The sequence below is a fragment of the Streptosporangiales bacterium genome, assembly GCA_009379955.1.
In the GTDB taxonomy this organism is placed as follows: Bacteria; Actinomycetota; Actinomycetes; order Streptosporangiales; family WHST01; genus WHST01.
The window spans coordinates 30,434-47,670 of sequence record WHST01000039.1 but is presented as its reverse complement, the minus strand read 5'-3'; the positions used below and the strand labels follow the sequence as shown (position 1 = coordinate 47,670).

Below are 17,237 nucleotides of genomic sequence, written 5' to 3'. Positions count from 1 at the left end.
CCAGGCCGGCCTCGAGCAAGCCCGGCTACACCGGCTTGCCACCCACCGCCAAGAACGACAGACTCAACCCACCCAGAACCCCGACGATGTTGGCTAATCCAACGCCAAAGTGCGTCACGAAGTCAGAAACACGTCACCACCCCACGTGAACAATCGAGGTTAACGTGATCAGCGTTGACTTCACCTCGTGCAGGGACGAGGTGAAGTCCATCTCCACGAGGTGAAGCACCATCGCTGATCAGTCGAACTGGAACGAGCGCTTCGCCAGGCCGTACCAGTAGCCGTCGATGACAGCCTCGCTCGAGCGCAGCGTCTCGACGCCCGCGCCGAGAGCGACGAACAGCGGCGCGAAGTGCTCCGTACGCGGATGTGCCCGGTGCGCGGCGGGTGCCTTGCGCCGGAAGTCGAGCAGCGCGTCGACGTCGGTCGCGGCGACCGCGCCGTCGACCCAGTCGTCGAACTCGGTCGACCACGTCGGCGGAGCGATGTCACTCCCCCGGCTCATGTCGGTCTCGTGCAGGTTGTGCGTCGTGAACCCGCTGCCGACGACCAGCACGCCGTCGTCGCGCAGCGGCGCCAGGCCGCGTCCCAGCCTGAACAGTGTCTCCGGCTCCAGCGTCGGCATCGACACCTGGAGCACCGGCACGTCGGCGTCCGGGTACATCTCGACGAGCGGCACGTACGCGCCGTGGTCGAGCCCGCGCCTGGGATCGTCGTGCACCGGGTACTCGGGCGAGTGCAGCAGCCGGCGGACGGCGGCGGCGAGCTCCGGCGCCCCCGGTGCCGGGTACTCGACGTCGTAGTAGCGCTGCGGGAAGCCCCAGAAGTCGTACGTCAGGGGCACCGTCGACGTCGCGCCGAGCGTGAGCGGCGACTCCTCCCAGTGCGCGGAGACCATCAACACCGCGCGCGGCCGCGGGAACCGTCCCGCCCAGTCGGCGAGCTCGCGGGTCCACACGGCGTCGTCGGCGAGCGGCGGCGCGCCGTGGCTGAGATAGAGCACCGGCATCCGCGTGCCCGGGGTCCGTTCGTCGGACATGAGCGCCCCCTGCGTCGTGGTCCTGGGCTCAGCGTAGCTCGACGCTTGAATCGTCAACTAGACGGCGGGGATGAAAAAGCCACCTCTTCTCGCCCCGAGAGAGAAGAGGTGGCGAAGAGCGACTATACCGAAAGTGACCGCCAGATCACACCATCTCGGCATGAGAACGACACGTGTCCTTCGCCGCGATCGGGCAGGGCCCGCGAATCAACGTCCGTAGATGCGGATCTCGCTCACCGCGACCATCGCGCGCCGCTCGCCCTTGCGGACCGCGTCGATGCTCATGGTCACCGCGCGGGTCGTCACGGGGGCGTCGAGGGTCATCGTCGCCCACGCCGGCTCCGGCCTGGCGATGCGTTGCTTGACCGACGTCTTGTCGAACCGCCAGGCGACGGCGGTCGGGGCGCCGTTCTCGGCGAACCTGTCGGCCTTGCTGGTGGGGTCCTTCGTCGCCCAGCCGGGGACGAGCGCCACCTTGGTCACCTCGACCGGTTCGGCGAACGAGAACGTCACCTGCTGCCTGCTGCCGTCGCCAGGACACCGCCAGCCGGTGGTGGTCTCGCCGTCGACCAGGTGCTTCGCGCCGAACGTCACCTTCTTGCCCGCCGCGGTCGTGCTCGGCTTGGCCGCGCACGACGCCTTGAAGGACGCCGGTGCGAGCACCCGCACCGGGCTCTTCGCCACCGGCTTGGTGTCGGGTCTGCTGTCGAACGCGCCGACCGCGTACAGGAGACCACCGGACGCGAGCAGCGCCAGGACCACGACGAGGACGACGACGGGCAGGGCCCCGAGCCGCCTGGAGGTGGTGCGGACCCGGTCGGGAACGGCGAGGATCCAGGCGACGAACCTGGCCAGCGGTGGCGGGCCGTCGTCGCGACCCGGAGGCATCCTCGTGCCGTCGCTCCCACCGGGACGACGGCTGCGCGGCGACCCGGCGCCCGCGGGACGTCGGCGCCGGGCGACCGCGGAGTCGGAGGGATACGGGTCGTCACCGGGGTCGTCGTCGAGCGCGATCCGGTTGCCGCGCTTCGTGGCCATCGACGAGCGGACGGCTTCCTCGACGACGTCCCTCACCTCGGTGTGCCTGGTACCCGTGTCCTGGGGACCCGCGGAGACGGGCTCGGCGGTCGACTCCTCGGCGAGCGCCTCCGCGCGGCGCCCCGTGACGGCCGCGGGCTCGACGGTCCGTCGCGAGGCGCCCTCAGCGGCGACGCCGGACCCGATGAAGCTCCTGCACCGCGGGCAGAAGGCACCGTCTCTTGGCACCGTCGCATGACAGTGCGGACAAACGATCTCGGCCACGGTCGCTCCCCTGTTCGCGAGGAACCTCGAGGTCACAGTGGCACAGGGCGTCGCGGCACGTTTGGAGGCGCACCGGCGCGGGTTCGAATCCACGCGCCGATGCGCCGGGTCTGTTGTGGTTTGCCCGCCGGGGAGGTCTAGGCCGCCGCGACCGATCTCGACCGGCGCCGGCGCTCTGCCGCACGCTCACGGCCGTTCATGCCGCCCCACAGGCCGTGCAGGCCGGGACGGTCGACGGCGAAGTCGAGGCAGACGGCGAGAGCCGGACAGCCGGCGCAGACCGCCTTCGCGGCCCGTTCACGGATTTCGCGTCCTTCTCGCGTCTCGCCCTCGCTGTCGAAGAACAGGTCGGCCGATACGGTGCTGCATGCGGCAGAATCGCTCCAGCGAGCGCTCGCGGACATCAGCAGCTGTAGGTCACGCACTTTTGTGTCTCCCCCGGTGTGTGAGGTTCGACGATACGAAGCGTGGGACGCCGCGATCAACACGCCGGTTCCGAATGAATTCAGCGCGACCGCAGTCCGTGATCATGCCCTAACGCAGCGAACACGCCGGCGTCGTCACACTGCTCGAAACTGTCGTACCAGCGCCCGACGGACTCGAAATCGGCCGGGGTCACGAGGGTGATGAGGTCGTCGACCACGTCGCGCAGCAGGTGTACCGCGTCGGGAGACCCGACGGGGACGGTCAGCACGAGCTTCGCCGGCCTGCGCCGCCGTACGAAGCCGACCGCGGCGCGGGCCGACCCGCCCGTCGCCAGGCCGTCGTCGACGAGCAGCACGGTGCGGCCGTCGAGGGAGTCCGGCAGCAGCCCCGACGTGAAGCACGCCAGCCGGCGCTTCATCTCGGCTCGTTCGCGCGCGAGGATGCCGTACCTGGCGGACTCGGTGCTCGGTGCCTGGCCGAGCACCGGCTCGTTCCAGACGGGGACGCCGTCCTCTGCGATGGCGCCGAGTCCGAGCTCGGGATAACAGGGATGACCGAGCTTGCGCACGAGGGTCGCGTAGACCGGGACATCGAGCGCGCGCGCCACCTCGGCGGCGACGACCACACCTCCGCGCACGAGTCCGACGACGACGGGCCGGGTGTCGCGGTACAGCTCCACCGCGAGTCCCAGCTGCCTTCCCGCATCCGCTCGGTCACGGAACTGCATGCGCACAGTCTGTACCTCGTGGTGCGCCTGCGGAAGGCGGCACCTGGGCAGCCGCGCATTCAGCGACGGGCGCGGCCCCTGGCGTCTCGCGCCTCGCGTCCGCGGCGCAGTTGCTCCTTGCGGCGCTCGGCCCGGAGGCGCTGGTCGACCCTTGCCTGCTGGTACAGCGCCTCGCGTTGCAGCTTGCGCCAGCTGCGCATGCGGCGTTCGGCCAGCTCGCCCGCGTCGAGCGCGGCGCGCACGGCGCAGTCGGGCTCGACCTCGTGGGTGCAGTCACCGAACCGGCATCGGGACGCCAGCTCCTCGATGTCCGCGAAGACGCGGCCGACGTTCTCCCTGGCGACGTTGAGGCCGATGCTGCGCAGTCCAGGGGTGTCGACGAGCACCGTGCCGTCGGGCAGCGGGATCAGCTCGCGGGTCACCGTCGTGTGCCTGCCCTTGCCGTCGGCCCGCAGCATGCGCGTGGCCATGACCGTGACGCCGGCGAGTGCGTTCACGAGTGTCGACTTCCCGACGCCGGAGGCGCCGAGCAGCGCGGCCGTCCGTCCCGGGCCGAGGTGCTCGCGGACGCCTTCGAGACCGTCGCCGGTGACGGAACTCACCGCGTGGACGGGCGCACCGGGCGCGATGGCGACGACGTCGTCGACGAGTACGTCGATCGCGTCGCCGGCGAGGTCGGCCTTGGTGAGCAGGATGACCGGGGCGGCGCCGCTCTCCCAGGCGACCGCGAGCAGCCGTTCGAGCCGGCCGAGATCGGGGTCGGGGACCGCGCCCTCCGCGATCAGGACGACGTCGACGTTGGCGACGAGCGGCTGGCTGGCCGACTGCCCGGGGGTGACCACGACACGTTGGACGAGCGTGCGTCGCTCGAGCACGACCTCGATGGTCACGCGGTCATCGGGCCAGCGTCGCGCGCCGATCCAGTCGCCGGTGCAGGGCAGGGTGGTGAGGACGCCGGATCCGTACGTGGCGCGCCAGGGGCCGTCGGCGGTCAGCAGGTCGCAGCCGCCGCGGTCGACCCTGGTGACCCGGGCCGGTGTCAGTGAGTCGTCATCGAGGGCGGCGAACGCCGCCGCTCGCTCGGCGTCCCAGCCGAGCGAGCTGAACGTGGGAGCTGACATGAGAAGGTGCCTTTCCGGCAGGACGGGCACAGGCGACGGAGGGCCGGACGCCTGTCACCGTCGCACGACCCGGTGGTCGGGAACGTGCAGTACGTGGGACGAGACCGCCATTTCCACCACCTCCTCGTACGCCGTATCTGCTCGAGGCAGACACTAGATCCCCCGGCTGCCGGTGTCACAGCAATTTCGCGTCGACGTTCACGCCGGGCCGGCCGGGCAGGCCGTTGCCGCGTGCCTGCGCGGTGCTCGGCGACGGCCACTCCCTGTCGATCTCGGCGTTGAGCGAGGCGCCGATGAGGATCGCCAGGGCCGTGAGGTAGAGCCACGCGAGCACGGCGACGGGGGCGGCGAGCGACCCGTAGATCGTCGAGCCGGAGAACGAGGCGCCGAGGTATTCGCGGAGGAAGAAGCTGCCCGTGACCCAGATGACGATCGCGACGACGGAGCCGGGCAGGTCGCGCCACCACGCCGTGCGCACCGGGACGCTGATCGAGTACAGCGACGCGAGGAACGCCACGCTGAACAGCACGACGACGGGCCAGTAGAAGATGTTCACCCAGCGAGCGCTCTCCGGGATCGCCTGCTCGACGAGGGTGGGACCGGCGACGAGCAGCGGGAGCACGACGAGCCCGATCCCGAGCCCGACGACGTAGAGGGCGAACGACAGGGCTCGGGTCCTGACGATCCCGCGGTGGCCGGCGAGGCCGTACGCGATCGTGATCGTGTCGACGTACACGTTGAGCGCGCGCGAGCCGGACCAGAGGGAGATCAGGAAGCCGATCGAGATGATGTCGGCCGAACCGCCACGGAACACGTCGTCGACGATCGGGGCGACGACGACGTCGACGGTGCGGTCGGTCAGCACGACGGCGGAGCCGTGCAGGATCCATTCCCTGATCGCGTTGAGCGTGTCGGGTCCGAGCCAGCTGCGGAAGTGGCCGAGCATGCCGATGAGCCCGAGGACCAGCGGCGGCAGCGACATCAGCGCCCAGAAGGCCGCCTCGGCCGCGAGGCCGGTGACGCGGTAGCGGAACAGCGCGACGACCGTGCGCCTGACGATGAGGCCGGCGTGGCGGACGGGACGGAACCACGGCGCACCCCACAGGCGCGCCAGTGAGCGGGTCACGAGCGCTCGAATCCCACGACGTTGACCGGTGGCCGTCGCCATGGGCTCTAAGGTACGGCGTGCGGGTCGGGATCGCCGACCACGGCCCGCCGACCACGAGGAGACCGCATGTCGACGGCACCGCTCAACCAGGTACCACCGCCGGACGACTACGACGCGTTCGCCGCCGACCCGACCCTCGCCGCGGGGGTCGGGGCATACGGCGCAGGGTGGGCGGGCGACCGGCTCACCGAGATCGGCAGGGCCACCGGCAGCGCCGAGGCGCAGGACTGGGGCGACCTCGCGAACACTCATCCGCCCGAGCTCCGCACCCACGACCGCGGCGGCGCGCGCGTCGACGAGGTCGAGTTCCACCCGTCGTGGCACCGGCTGCTCGACCGCGCCGTCGGCTGGGGGCTGGCCGGCGGGCCGTGGGCCGAGCCGCGTGCCGGCGCGCACGTCGCGCGCGCCGCCGGCTTCTACCTGTGGTCACAGGTCGAGCAGGGTCACCTGTGCCCCGTCTCCATGACCCACGCGGCGGTTCCCGCGCTGCGCGTCGACCCCGCGCTGGCCGCCACGTGGGAACCGCTGCTGACGTCCGGTCGCTACGAGCCCGGCCTCACGCCGGCGCACGGCAAGGCCGGCGCACTCGCCGGCATGGGCATGACGGAGAAGCAGGGCGGGTCGGACGTACGCGCGAACACCACGCGCGCGGAGCCCGCGGGCAATGCGGGCGAGTACGTCCTCACCGGGCACAAGTGGTTCTGCTCCGCACCGATGTCGGACGTCTTCCTCGTCCTCGCCCAGGCGCCCGGTGGGCTCACCTGCTTCGTCCTCCCCCGGGTGCTGCCGGACGGCGGCCGCAACGCCTTCCACATCCAGCGGTTGAAGGACAAGCTCGGCAACCGGTCGAACGCGTCGAGCGAGGTCGAGTTCGACGCCGCGCACGCGGCGCGGCTCGGCGAGGAGGGCCGCGGCGTACGCACGATCATCGAGATGGTCGCTGCCACCCGACTCGACTGCATCGCAGGCTCCGCCTCGGTGATGCGCCAGGCGGTGGTCCGGGCGGCGCACTACGCCCGCCACCGCACCGTGTTCGGCTCGGCGCTCGCCGACCAACCGCTGATGCGCAACGTGCTCGCCGACCTCGTCGTCGAGTCCGAGGCGGCGACGACGCTCCTGCTGCGGCTCGCCGCGGCGGTCGACGCGGGCGAGTCCGAGCTGCTCCGCATCGGGCTGCCCGTCGGCAAGTACCTCGTCTGCAAGCGGGCGCCCGTCACCACCGCCGAGGCGCTGGAGTGCCTGGGCGGCAACGGTTACGTCGAGGAGTGGGGCATGGCGCGGCTGTACCGCGAGGCGCCGCTCAACTCGATCTGGGAGGGGTCGGGCAGCGTCAACGCGCTCGACCTGCTCCGCGCGCTCCGCGACCGGTCCACGCTCGACGCACTGCTCATCGAGATCGGGTCGGCCAGGGGCGCGGACGCCCGCCTCGACAAGGCGGTGACCGACCTGCTGACCGACCTCGCCGACCTCGCCGGTGTCGAGGCCCGCGCACGACGCCTCGCCGAGCGCACCGCACTGGTCCTGACCGGCTCACTCCTGGTCAGGCACGGCGACCCGGCGGTGGCCGACGCGTTCTGCGCCACACGCCTCGGGGGTGACTGGGGTCACACGTTCGGCACCCTCCCCCGCGGCGTCGACACCGAGGCGATCATCGCCCGCGCGGCCACCCCTTAGCACGGCGAGAGGTGACCGTTACGTCCCGTCCACGGACGATCGCGGACAGCGGCGGACCGGCTAGTCTCGCGGCATGACCGTCTGGCCAGGACAGCCGTATCCGCGTGGCGCGACCTACACGGGTGCGGGCACGAACTTCGCCGTGTTCTCCGAGGTCGCGGAGCGGGTCGAGCTCTGCCTCTTCGACGACGGCGGCTCCGAGACCAGGCACGAGCTCACCGAGGTCGACGGGTACACGTGGCACGGCTACATGCCCGGCATCGGTCCTGGACAGCGGTACGGCTATCGGGTCCACGGGCCTTGGGACCCGGCCAAGGGGCAGCGCTGCAACCCGGCGAAGCTGCTGCTCGACCCGTACGCCAAGGCGATCGAGGGCGGTATCGAGTGGGAGCCCGCCGTCTTCGCGCACCGACTCGACCAACCGGCGGCACGCAACGATGACGACAGCGCGCCGTACACGATGCGCTCCGTCGTGGTGAACCCCTACTTCGACTGGGCCGACGACCGCAACCCGAAGACCCCGTACAACGAGTCAGTGATCTACGAGACGCACGTCAAGGGCCTCACCGTCCGGCACCCGGGCGTGCCCGAGGACCTCAGGGGCACCTACGCGGCGCTGGGGCACCCGGCGATCGTCGAGCACTTCACCTCCCTCGGGGTGACCGCCGTCGAGCTGATGCCGGTGCACCAGTTCGTGGTGACCGAGGAGCAGCAGAAGCACGGCAAGACCAACTACTGGGGCTACGACACGATCGGCTACCTCGCTCCGCACAACAGGTACGGCTTCGCCGGTGAGGCCGGCGAGCAGGTGCAGGAGTTCAAGCAGATGGTGCAGGCGCTGCACGCCGCCGGCATCGAGGTGATCCTCGACGTGGTCTACAACCACACCGGCGAGGGCAACCACAAGGGACCGACCCTGTGCTTCCGCGGTCTCGACAACGCCGCGTACTACCGGCTGCTCGACGACGACCCCCGCTACTACATGGACTACACGGGCACCGGCAACAGCCTCAACGTCCGCAACCCCAACACGTTGCAGCTCATCATGGACTCGCTGCGCTACTGGGTCACCGAGATGCACGTCGACGGGTTCCGCTTCGACCTCGCGTCCGCGCTGGCCAGGGAGCTGCACGACGTCGACAAACTGTCGGCGTTCTTCGACCTGGTGCAACAGGACCCCGTGGTCTCCCAGGTGAAGCTGATCGCCGAGCCGTGGGACGTCGGCGAAGGCGGCTACCAGGTCGGCAACTTCCCGCCGGGCTGGACCGAGTGGAACGGCCGCTACCGCGACACCGTGCGCGACTTCTGGCGGGGACAGACCCCGAACGTGCCCGAGTTCGCGTCGCGCATCTGCGGGTCGAGCGACCTGTACGAGTCGAGCGGCCGGCGCCCGTTCGCGTCCATCAACTTCGTCACCTGCCACGACGGCTTCACCCTCGACGACCTCGTCTCGTACGACCACAAGTACAACCAGGCCAACGGCGAGGACAACCGCGACGGCACGGACGACAACCGGTCGTGGAACCACGGCGCCGAGGGTCCCACTGACGATCCCGACATCCTCGGGTTGCGCGCCAAGCAGAAGCGCAACTTCCTCGCGACGCTGCTGCTCTCGCAGGGCACCCCCATGCTCTCGCACGGCGACGAGATCGGGCGTTCGCAGGGCGGCAACAACAACGGCTACGCGCAGGACAACGAGATCACCTGGATCGACTGGGACCTCGAGGACCGCGACACCGAGCTGCTCGACTTCACCCGCCGCCTCGTCGCGCTGCGCCACGAGCACCCGGTGTTCCGGCGCCGCCGCTTCTTCCAGGGCCGGCGGGTGCGCGGCACCCCGGACGGACTGCGCGACATCACCTGGTTCACCGCCGGCGGCGAGGAGATGACCGACACCGACTGGAACGACGGGTTCAGCCAGACGCTGAGCGTCTTCCTCAACGGCGACGCGCTCACCGAGCCCGACGCGTACGGCGAGAAAGTGCGCGACGACTCGTTCCTGCTGATGTTCAACGCCCACGACCAGGACCTCACCTTCACCCTGCCGGACAAGAGCTTCGGCGAGACCTGGGAGGTCGAGATCGACACGGCGACGCCGAGCGGCACCTACCGGCCGACCACGAAGGCGGGACAGCAGATCGACGTCGAGGCACGGTCGATGATCGTGCTGCGAAGGACCTGAGGACCTGCGGAAACCGCAGCGAAGGGCGACAGGCGAAGGAGCACGACCGTGGCGACGCCGGTGTCGACGTACCGGATCCAGCTCACGGCCGACTTCGGCTTCCGCGACACCGCGGCGATCGTCCCGTACCTGGCGAGCCTGGGCGTCACGCACGTCTACCTGTCGCCCGTCCTGGAGTCGGCTCTCGGCTCGCGACACGGGTACGACGTGGTCGACCACGGCCGGCTGTCGCGCGAGCGGGGCGGCGCGGACGGCTGGCGGGTGCTCCAGGGCTCGCTGCGCGAGCACGGCCTCGGCTGCGTGGTCGACATCGTGCCCAACCACATGGCAGTCCCGGCTCCCGAGTCGACCAACCCGGCCCTCTGGTCGGTGCTGCGTGACGGCCCGTCGTCGCCCTACGCGCGGTGGTTCGACGTCGACTGGGCGGATGACGACGGCAGGCTCGTGCTGCCGGTCCTCGGCACCGGCCTCGACCAGGCCGTCGCCAACGGCGAGCTCGTCCGCGACGGCGACCTGCTCAGGTACCACGAGCACGAGTACCCGATCGCCGACGGCACCGGCGGGCTGCCCTGGCCCGACGTCGTCCATGCGCAGCACTACGCCCTGGCCCTCTGGTCCGATCCCGTCGACCGGCTGAACTACCGGAGGTTCTTCGACGTGTCCGGCCTCATCGGGCTGCGCGTCGAGGATGCCGAGGTGTTCGAGGAGACCCACCGGCTGCTGCTCGACCTCGTCGCGGCGGGCGACATCCAGGGTCTGCGGGTCGACCACCCCGACGGGCTCGCCGATCCGCGTGGCTACCTGCGCCGGCTCCGTGCCGCCGCTCCGGACGCGTGGGTCGTCGTCGAGAAGATCCTCGGCGTCGACGAGGCGCTGCCGGCCGACTGGCCCTGCGACGGCACGAGCGGCTACGACGTGCTGCGCGCCGTCGACGACGTGTTCCTCGACGCGCCCGGCCTCGACGCGCTGACGCGACTGCACGAGGACGTGACCGGCGAGCATCGCGGCTGGGACGCGGTGGCGGCCGAGGCGAAGCGGGACGTGCTCGGCGAGGTGCTGACCGCCGAACGCGCCCGGCTGGCGGCGCTGGTGGGGCCCTGCCTGCCCGCGCACGACGAGGACCTGCTGGCGCGTGCACTCGACGAGTTGCTCGTCGCCATGCCGGTGTACCGCACGTACGTCGTCCCCGGCGAGCAGCCGTCCGCGGTCGACACCGAGGTCGTCGAACGGGCCAGGCAGCGGGCGGAGTCCGCCGACCCCGTTCTCGCGCCGGTGCTGCGTGATCTCGCCGACCTCGTGCTCGGCCGGCTGTCCGACGTCCCCGCCGGCGAGGTGGTGGTCAGGTTCCAGCAACTGTCGAGCGCGCTCACGGCCAAGGGCGTCGAGGACACGGCGTTCTACCGGTGGCACGTGCTCGTATCGCGCAACGAGGTCGGCGGCGACCCCGGACACCCGGATGTCGGCTCGGTCGCGCGGTTCCACCGCTTCGCGCAGCACCTGCCGGCCGGCACGATGACGACCCTGTCGACCCACGACACCAAGCGCAGCGAGGACGTGCGTGCCCGCCTCGCCCTGCTGAGCGAGGTGCCGGACGTCTGGGCACGGTTCCTCGCCGGCCGGCACGCCTCGGGTCCGGCGGACGTGCTCGACGGTCCGACCTCGGCGCTGTTCTGGCAGACCCTCGCGGGTACCTGGCCGTTGACGCCGGAACGGCTCACCGCGTACCTGCGCAAGGCCTGCCGCGAGGCCAAGCGCCGGACGTCCTGGCTCGCTCCCGATCCCGGCTACGAGGAGGCCGTCCTCGGGTACGCGGAGGCCGTGCTCGCCGACCCGGCGACCCGGGCGGCGGTGGAGGCGTTCGTCGCCGATCTTCGGGAGCCCTGGGCCTGCAGCATGCTCGCGCACAAGGTGCTGCAGCTCACCATGCCCGGCGTGCCCGACTGCTACCAGGGTGCGGAGGCCCTCCACCTCGCCCTCGTCGACCCCGACAACCGCAGGCAGGTCGACTACGGCCGGCTCGGCGGGCTGCTCGCCGCGCTCGACCGCGGGTCCGCGCCACCCGCATGGCGCGACGATCCCGACGTGGCCAAAGTGCACGTCGTGAGCCGCGTCCTGCGGCTGCGACGCGACCGTCCCGACCTCTTCGCCGGGTACGCCCCGCTGGCCGTCACCGGGCCCGCCGCCGACCATGCGATCGCGTTCGACCGCGGTGGCGCCATCGTCGTGGTACCCCGCCTGCCCGTGCGGCTCGCCAGGTCGGGCGGCTGGCGGGACACGTCCGTCGACCTCCCCGAGGGGACGTGGACCGACGCCTTCACCGGTCGGTCACACGCGGGCGGTACGCGGCTCGACACATTGTTCGCCGACCTTCCCGTGACCCTTCTCCACCCCTGATCGCGAGGCGGACGACCTGTGAAATGCTCCTGCCCGGAATGACGAACCTCCGTGTCTGGGCACCGAATGCGACCACCGTCGCCGTGCGTCTCGACGACGGTCGCCGCCCGATGACCGTGTCCGGGGACGCCGGCTGGTGGGAGGTCGAGCTGCCCGGTCTCGAGGCGGGCACGTCCTACGGATTCGTGGTCGACGACGGCGACCCGCGACCCGACCCGCGCGGCGTGTGGCTGCCCGACGGCGTGCACGGACTCAACCGTGTCTACGACCAGCGTGCGTACGACTGGGCCGACGAGGACTGGCGTGGGCTCGCGCTTCCCGGCGCGGTGGTGTACGAGCTGCACGTCGGCACGTTCACCGCCGAGGGCACGTTCGCCGCCGCGGCCGAGCGGCTCGACCACCTGGTCGCCCTCGGCGTCGACGTCGTCGAGCTGCTTCCCGTCCACGCGTTCCCCGGCATCCGCGGCTGGGGGTACGACGTCGCGGCGCCGTACGCGGTGCACGAGCCGTACGGCGGTCCCGACGCCCTCAAGGCGTTCGTCGACGCCTGCCACGCGAAGGGTCTCGGCGTCGCCCTCGACGTCGTCTACAACCATCTCGGTCCCGACGGCGCCTACCTCGTCGACTTCGGCCCGTACCTCACCGACACGTACACCACGCCCTGGGGACCCGCCGTCAACCTCGACGGTCCCGGATCCGACGACGTCCGCGCGTACCTCGTCGACAACGCGCTGATGTGGCTGCGCGACTTCCACCTCGACGGCCTGCGCATCGACGCCGTCCACGCGTTCGTCGACCGGTCCGCGACGCACCTGCTCGAGGAGCTCACGGTCGCGGTCGAGGCGCTGGCGGCGCGCACCGGCCGCGCCAGGTTCCTCGTCGCGGAGTCCGACCTCGGCGACCCGCGTGTCATCACGAGCAGGGCGAGGTACGGGTACGGGATCGACGCGCAGTGGAGCGACGACTTCCACCACGCGTTGCACGTCACGCTCACCGGGGAGACGGCCGGCTACTACGCCGACTTCGCCGCGGGGATCGACGACCTCGCGACCGCACTGCGCGAGGGCTATGTCTACACCGGTCAGCACTCCGTCGTCCGCGGCAGGCGGCACGGCCGCGCGCCGGAGGGCGTTGCGGGCTGGCAGCTCCTCGGCTACCTGCAGAACCACGACCAGATCGGCAACCGGGCGCGCGGCGAGCGCAGCTCCGCGTTGCTCTCGCCCGGGCTGCAGCAGGTCGCGGCGGCGCTCGTCCTCACCGCACCGTTCACGCCGATGCTCTTCATGGGCGAGGAGTGGGGTGCCAGCACACCGTGGCAGTACTTCACCGACCACGGCGACACCGCGATCGCCGACCTGGTCAGGTCCGGGCGCCGGGCCGAGTTCGCGGGCTTCGGCTGGCGTCCGGAGGACGTGCCCGACCCGCAGGACCCGGCGACGTTCACGAGGTCGACGCTGGACTGGTCGGAGGTCGACCGCGAGCCGCACCGTTCCCTGCTGGCGTGGCACCGCAAGCTGATCGCCCTGCGCCGCAGGGTGCCCGAACTGGCGAGCGGACGTCTCGGCGACGCCCATGTCGACCACGCCGACGACGGCTCCTGGCTCGTGGTGCGGCGCGGTGACGTCGTCGTCGCCGCCAACCTCGGACCCGACCGCCGCCAGGTGCTCGTCGGCGGCGCGCCGACCCATGTCCTGGCCGCGTCCGAGCGCGGCTGGTCGTTCCGCAACGGCAGCATCGACCTGCCCGGCGAGTCGGTCGCCATCGCCACCATCAGGTGAGAGAACGGAGACCATGCGCCTCGTCGTGCCACCGGCACCGCTCGCCTCGCCCACGTGGGGCGACCCCGACGAGCCCGACCTCGACGCGGTCTACGCGTACCCGCCGGTGCCCTGGCTGCGGGTCAACATGATCGCGAGCGCCGACGGCGCCGCCGTCGTCGACGGCGGCTCACGTGCGCTCGGCAGCGACGCCGACCGGCAGCTGCTCGGCCTGCTGCGCGGGCTGGCCGACGTCGTGGTCGTGGGCGCGGGCACGGTCCGCGCCGAGGGGTACGGTCCGCTCCGCCCCCGCCAGGCACGGCGCGACGCGCGCATCGAGGCCGGACTCGCGCCCGTCCCCCGGCTCGCGGTCGTCACCCACACCCTCGACCTCGACCTCACGGCCCCGGTCTTCACCGAGCCCGAGGTCACCACGCTGGTCGTGACGTGCGAGGCGGCCGACCCCGACCGCCTGCGCGCCGCGGGCGAGGTCGCCGAGGTGGTCCTCGCCGGCGGCGACCGAGTCGACCTGGGGGCCGCGCTCGACGCCCTCGTCGGACACGGGCTCCCCCGCATGCTGTGCGAGGGCGGTCCCGGCCTGCTCGGCGGCCTCGCCGCCGCCGACCGCGTCGACGACCTCTGCCTCACCGTCGCGCCGGTGCTCGCCGGCGGCGACGCGTCGCGCATCGCGCGGGGCCCCGACCTCGTCCCGCGGGCGCGCATGCGCCTCGCCCACGCGCTGGAGGACGACAGCTATCTGTACCTGCGCTACACCCGCTAGTGCCCTGGACACTAGGCCCGGCGAAGGACACCGGTGGATGCCTGGGCTCGGTGTCCGAGCTCGGGTGTCTGGGCCGAACCCGTCGATCCCGCGGGGGCGTCCGCCGGTGGAGCAGCGACCTCGGGCCGCCTGCGCCGCCATGCGCCGAGGGCGGCGCCGATGACGGGCCAGGGGGCGCTGACGAGTAGGTAGAAGAAGGAGAGGCCGCTGAGGGCGTTGCGCACCGCCTCGCCCGGCCCGGCGATGCCGTGCATCGGGGCATCGCCGTCGAGGATCCACGCGCCCGCCTCGTGGTACCAGGTGACCGCCTCGGGCACCGCGGCCACCAGGACCCCGGCGAGCGCTGCGAGCAGACCCACGACCCCGCTCTCGAGCCCAGCGCGGAACGAACGGCCGGAGCGGGCCGCGACCAGTCCGACGGCGAGGAGGACGAGCCCCGGCACCAGGGCGCCGACGAGGATGCCGCCCCGGTCGCCCGCGAGCATGATCCGGGACGCGGCGAAGGTGAGAGCCGCGAAACCGAGGAAGGAGACGGTCGCGACGAGCCGCGGCATCCTGCCCCAGTCGGTGCGCAGTGCGGTGAGGGCGAAGCCGAGCGCGAACTGCCGACGCTCCGCCGGGTCCGTGATGCTGGCGAGCTCGGCGCGCATCGCGGCGCCCCACTCGTCACCGCGGCCGTGCCGCCCGGCAGTCGCGAGGGCGAGGAGCCGTGCGGCGGCGTCCGGGCCGCGCGCAGCCCGCGCGACGTGCCACGCCACGGCAGCTGCCGCGATCGCGAACGGAAGGCCGAGGACGACGACCGCCCACGCGACCGCCTGGACGGTCGGCGGACCCGTCCCCGCCTCGACCATCGCCCAGGCGAGCCACACCCAGAGTCCGAGTGTGACCGCCGCGGTGACCGCGGCCGCCCTGGCGCCGCCCGCGTACCGCCCGTCCTGGCCGGCGCTCACGCCTCGGCCCTCGCGGGTCTCGACGCCATGACACGGGGCACGATCGTCGCCGCCCCCTCCGTCGTCGACCGAACTGCCGGCGACTGGGCGAGCCGCAGCTCGCGCACGTACTCCGCGCCGTCGGCTGAGAGGCGGTACAGGTGACGCGGCGGGCGACCCGACGGTGTTTCCTGTTCCCACGCCGTCTCGACCACGCCACGCTCGGCCAGCCGGATGAGGATCGGATACAGGGTGCCGGCCTTGATGTCGAGCGTGCGCGACAGCTCGTACCCGTGGCTCCAGTCCGCGGTGCGCTCGGCGAGCGCCGCGAGCACGGCACGTGTCTGCGGGGAGGGCTTGCGTGCGAACGTCATGGCACGATTCTCTATCTAGATAGACTTTTACGCAAGAGGGAAGGAACCACTGGCCGACGCCAGTCGCGGAGCCGGGGCACGTCAGGGGCACCCTCACCGTGTCCTGGCGCGGTGAGGGTGCCGCTCACGGGTATGGGGCCTAGGACAGACCGATCTGCGTGTAGCCGCGCAGCAGGTCGCGGGACAGGATCAGCCGCTGCATCTCGTCGGTGCCCTCGAAGATGCGGAACAGCCGCACCTGCCGGTACCACCGCTCGATCGGCAGCTCCCGCGTGTAGCCCATGCCGCCGTGGATCTGCAGGACGTCGTCGACGACCCGGTTGACCATCGCGGCACCGGAGAGCTTCGCCATCGACGACGCGTGCCGGGACGGCAGGCCCTGGTCGACGGTCCACGCGGCCCGCAGCGTCAGCCAGCGTGCCGCCTCGAGCGCGGTCTCGGCGTCGGCGATCTTCCACTGGATCGCCTGGTTGGCGCCGATCGGCCGGCCGAACGTCTCACGGGTGTTCGCGTAGTCGATCGCCATCTGCAGCGCACGCTCCGCGATGCCGAGCGCGAGGGACGGGATGACGTACCGGCCCTTCTCGATCCACTCCATGCCGAGCGGGAACCCCTGCCCGACCTCGCCGAGCACGTTGCGACCCGGCACCCGCACGTCCTCGAACACCAGTGCCGCCGGACCTCCCTCGCCCATCGTCTGGATCGGCTCGGACCGCCAGCCCATCGCCCGGTCGACGAGGAACGCAGTCGCGCCGCCGTCGCGGGGGCTCCTGTCCCTGTCGGTGACCGCGACCACGATGGCGAAGTCGGCCACGTCGCCTCCGGTGATGAACGTCTTCTCGCCGTCGAGCACCCAGTCGTCCCCGTCGCGCCTGGCACCGAGCCTGATGTTCGCCGCATCGGAGCCGGCACCCGGCTCGGTGATGGCGAAGCAGGACAGCCGCTCCCCCTCGATCGTCGGCACGAGGTACTCGCGCCGTTGCTCCTCGTCGGCGTGGAACAGGATGTTGTCCGCGTCACCGCCGAAGCGGAACTGCACGAACGTCCGCCCGATCTCGGTCCAGACCAGCGACTGCACGACGGCGGAGAGGTCCATCCCGCCGTACTCGGTCGGCGTCGCCAGGCCCCAGAAGCCGAACTCCTTCGCCTTGAGCTGCAGCTCGCGCAGCTCGTCCCTGGTCAGCCCGGGCTCGTGCGCGCGCTCGCGGCGCAGGGCCTCCTGCTCGATCGGCATCACCTCCTTGGTGACGAACGCCCGGACGGTGTCCCTGACCGCCGTCTCCTCGTCGCCGAGCGAGAAGTCCACTGCGCCACCTCCGTCGAGTCGACGCCCGCAGTCTAGGTACTGTCGGTGGGCGGTGGC

Annotated in this window: 14 protein-coding genes; 5 read left to right on the top strand and 9 right to left on the bottom strand. The window is 71.7% G+C overall.

Translation table 11 applies throughout. The annotated features are described in order from the left end of the window. Positions 1–238: 238 nt before the first annotated feature. From GEV10_13910 to GEV10_13885, 6 genes are all read right to left on the bottom strand, one after another. Entirely contained in the window at positions 239–1,009 is a 771-nt protein-coding gene (locus GEV10_13910; GenBank protein MQA79549.1) for a dioxygenase, read from the bottom strand. Between the two features lie 237 nt (positions 1,010–1,246). Then, the gene (locus GEV10_13905) at positions 1,247–2,305 is read right to left on the bottom strand and encodes a hypothetical protein (protein MQA79548.1); all 1,059 of its coding nucleotides are present in this window, start codon (positions 2,303–2,305) and stop codon (positions 1,247–1,249) included. A 173-nt stretch (positions 2,306–2,478) separates the two neighbouring features. Then, entirely contained in the window at positions 2,479–2,745 is a 267-nt protein-coding gene (locus GEV10_13900) for a WhiB family transcriptional regulator (protein MQA79547.1), read from the bottom strand. Between the two features lie 101 nt (positions 2,746–2,846). Beyond that, on the bottom strand, positions 2,847–3,494 hold the full coding sequence (locus GEV10_13895) for a phosphoribosyltransferase (protein ID MQA79546.1): 648 nt from the start codon (positions 3,492–3,494) through the stop codon (positions 2,847–2,849). A gap of 59 nt (positions 3,495–3,553) precedes the next feature. After that, the gene (gene rsgA / locus GEV10_13890; protein MQA79545.1) at positions 3,554–4,615 is read right to left on the bottom strand and encodes a ribosome small subunit-dependent GTPase A; all 1,062 of its coding nucleotides are present in this window, start codon (positions 4,613–4,615) and stop codon (positions 3,554–3,556) included. A 175-nt stretch (positions 4,616–4,790) separates the two neighbouring features. After that, complete coding sequence (locus GEV10_13885; protein MQA79544.1) at positions 4,791–5,783, bottom strand: YihY/virulence factor BrkB family protein; 993 nt, start codon at positions 5,781–5,783, stop codon at positions 4,791–4,793. Positions 5,784–5,849: 66 nt separating this feature from the next. Here GEV10_13885 and GEV10_13880 point away from each other — a divergent pair, with 66 nt between their 5' ends. From GEV10_13880 to GEV10_13860, 5 genes are all read left to right on the top strand, one after another. Then, positions 5,850–7,457, top strand: coding sequence for a DNA alkylation response protein (locus tag GEV10_13880; protein MQA79543.1), 1,608 nt, complete (start codon positions 5,850–5,852; stop codon positions 7,455–7,457). 73 nt (positions 7,458–7,530) lie between these two features. After that, complete coding sequence (gene glgX, locus GEV10_13875; protein MQA79542.1) at positions 7,531–9,639, top strand: glycogen debranching protein GlgX; 2,109 nt, start codon at positions 7,531–7,533, stop codon at positions 9,637–9,639. Between the two features lie 48 nt (positions 9,640–9,687). After that, on the top strand, positions 9,688–12,033 hold the full coding sequence (gene treY / locus GEV10_13870) for a malto-oligosyltrehalose synthase (protein ID MQA79541.1): 2,346 nt from the start codon (positions 9,688–9,690) through the stop codon (positions 12,031–12,033). 38 nt (positions 12,034–12,071) lie between these two features. Beyond that, the gene (treZ, locus tag GEV10_13865; GenBank protein ID MQA79540.1) at positions 12,072–13,811 is read left to right on the top strand and encodes a malto-oligosyltrehalose trehalohydrolase; all 1,740 of its coding nucleotides are present in this window, start codon (positions 12,072–12,074) and stop codon (positions 13,809–13,811) included. Between the two features lie 13 nt (positions 13,812–13,824). Beyond that, on the top strand, positions 13,825–14,571 hold the full coding sequence (locus GEV10_13860; protein ID MQA79539.1) for a pyrimidine reductase family protein: 747 nt from the start codon (positions 13,825–13,827) through the stop codon (positions 14,569–14,571). Positions 14,572–14,582: 11 nt separating this feature from the next. Here the strand turns inward: GEV10_13860 and GEV10_13855 are convergent, their stop codons facing one another. The 3 genes from GEV10_13855 to GEV10_13845 form a co-directional block, all read right to left on the bottom strand. Then, complete coding sequence (locus GEV10_13855; protein ID MQA79538.1) at positions 14,583–15,521, bottom strand: hypothetical protein; 939 nt, start codon at positions 15,519–15,521, stop codon at positions 14,583–14,585. Further along, positions 15,518–15,874, bottom strand: a complete 357-nt coding sequence (locus GEV10_13850; GenBank protein MQA79537.1) for a PadR family transcriptional regulator — start codon at positions 15,872–15,874, stop codon at positions 15,518–15,520. The genes GEV10_13855 and GEV10_13850 overlap by 4 nt, the downstream gene beginning before the upstream one ends. Before the next feature lie 139 nt (positions 15,875–16,013). Beyond that, positions 16,014–17,180 carry an acyl-CoA dehydrogenase gene (locus GEV10_13845; GenBank protein MQA79536.1) on the bottom strand — a complete coding sequence of 389 codons (1,167 nt, stop codon included), beginning with the start codon at positions 17,178–17,180 and terminating at the stop codon, positions 16,014–16,016. Positions 17,181–17,237 lie beyond the last annotated feature (57 nt).

Bases quoted from the DNA above. Each gene is read 5' to 3' on its own strand.
- GEV10_13910 (MQA79549.1), bottom strand. From the start codon at position 1,009: ATGCCGGTGCTCTATCTCAGCCACGGCGCGCCGCCGCTCGCCGACGAC.
- GEV10_13900 (MQA79547.1), bottom strand. From the start codon at position 2,745: ATGTCCGCGAGCGCTCGCTGGAGCGATTCTGCCGCATGCAGCACCGTA.
- GEV10_13895 (MQA79546.1), bottom strand. From the start codon at position 3,494: ATGCAGTTCCGTGACCGAGCGGATGCGGGAAGGCAGCTGGGACTCGCG.
- rsgA (MQA79545.1), bottom strand. From the start codon at position 4,615: ATGTCAGCTCCCACGTTCAGCTCGCTCGGCTGGGACGCCGAGCGAGCG.
- GEV10_13885 (MQA79544.1), bottom strand. From the start codon at position 5,783: ATGGCGACGGCCACCGGTCAACGTCGTGGGATTCGAGCGCTCGTGACC.
- GEV10_13880 (MQA79543.1), top strand. From the start codon at position 5,850: ATGTCGACGGCACCGCTCAACCAGGTACCACCGCCGGACGACTACGAC.
- glgX (MQA79542.1), top strand. From the start codon at position 7,531: ATGACCGTCTGGCCAGGACAGCCGTATCCGCGTGGCGCGACCTACACG.
- treZ (MQA79540.1), top strand. From the start codon at position 12,072: ATGACGAACCTCCGTGTCTGGGCACCGAATGCGACCACCGTCGCCGTG.
- GEV10_13860 (MQA79539.1), top strand. From the start codon at position 13,825: ATGCGCCTCGTCGTGCCACCGGCACCGCTCGCCTCGCCCACGTGGGGC.
- GEV10_13850 (MQA79537.1), bottom strand. From the start codon at position 15,874: ATGACGTTCGCACGCAAGCCCTCCCCGCAGACACGTGCCGTGCTCGCG.